At 36.3% G+C, this 427-nt stretch carries 1 protein-coding gene; it reads left to right on the forward strand.

Annotated elements, in window-relative coordinates:
* Positions 1-427 (forward strand): IS3 family transposase (locus LFYK43_RS12290; protein WP_148095639.1); only part of this gene is annotated, 427 nt, incomplete at both ends.

The raw sequence follows: 427 nt of genomic DNA on the forward strand, positions 1-427 counted from the left end.
TCAATTAGAAAATGAATGGCTTGAAGAAGTTATCAAATCAGTGTTTAACAAGTATAACTGTATCTATGGTTATCGTCGAATTACTGGTGAAATTAATCGTCGTTTTAACAAAAAGTACAATCCGAAACGAATTCTTCGAATTATGCGTAAACTTGGCCTACAGTCAGTTGTTCGACGCAATCGTCACTCTTGTACCGTCCCTGGTGACCGCAATGTGACTGATAATATTTTAAACCGTAATTTTACCAGTGATCAGCCCAATGAAAAATGGGTAACTGACGTTACTTATCTCGAGCTAGAAACCGGTAAAAAAGTCTATTTAAGTGCGATTAAAGACCTGTATGACGGAAAAATTATTAGTTATCAAATTAGTACTACAAATGATTTTAAGCTAGTTCAGGATACGCTCCTTAAAGCACGGCAGGCA

It is taken from the genome of Ligilactobacillus salitolerans (genome assembly GCF_003864415.1).
Lineage (GTDB): Bacteria > Bacillota > Bacilli > Lactobacillales > Lactobacillaceae > Ligilactobacillus > Ligilactobacillus salitolerans.